This is a genomic window from Shinella sp. R2-11 (assembly GCF_055330205.1).
Genome location: NZ_JBVAPC010000036.1, coordinates 1 through 245, shown reverse-complemented (window position 1 = coordinate 245; position 245 = coordinate 1). Strand labels below are relative to the sequence as shown.

The following is a 245-nucleotide window of genomic DNA, read 5'->3' as shown; positions in this document are numbered from 1 at the left end:
CTTTTTGACTGGAGGTCAGAAATGAACATCAAGAGCCTTCTCATCGGCTCCGCTGCGGCTCTCGCAGCAGTTTCCGGCGCACAGGCCGCCGACGCCATCGTTGCTGCCGAGCCTGAGCCCATGGAATACGTTCGCGTTTGCGACGCCTTCGGCACCGGCTTCTTCTACATCCCGGGCACCGAAACCTGCCTCAAGATCGGCGGCTTCGTTCGCTTCCAGACCTCGTTCGGTCGCGATGAACTCGG

The 245-nt window shown here is 60.8% G+C and carries 1 protein-coding gene; it reads left to right on the top strand.

Going from position 1 to position 245, the window contains the following annotated elements; translation table 11 throughout:
* Positions 1-21 precede the first annotated feature (21 nt).
* Positions 22-245 (top strand): porin (locus ACZ1A1_RS24965; protein WP_463622068.1); only part of this gene is annotated, 224 nt, incomplete at its 3' end.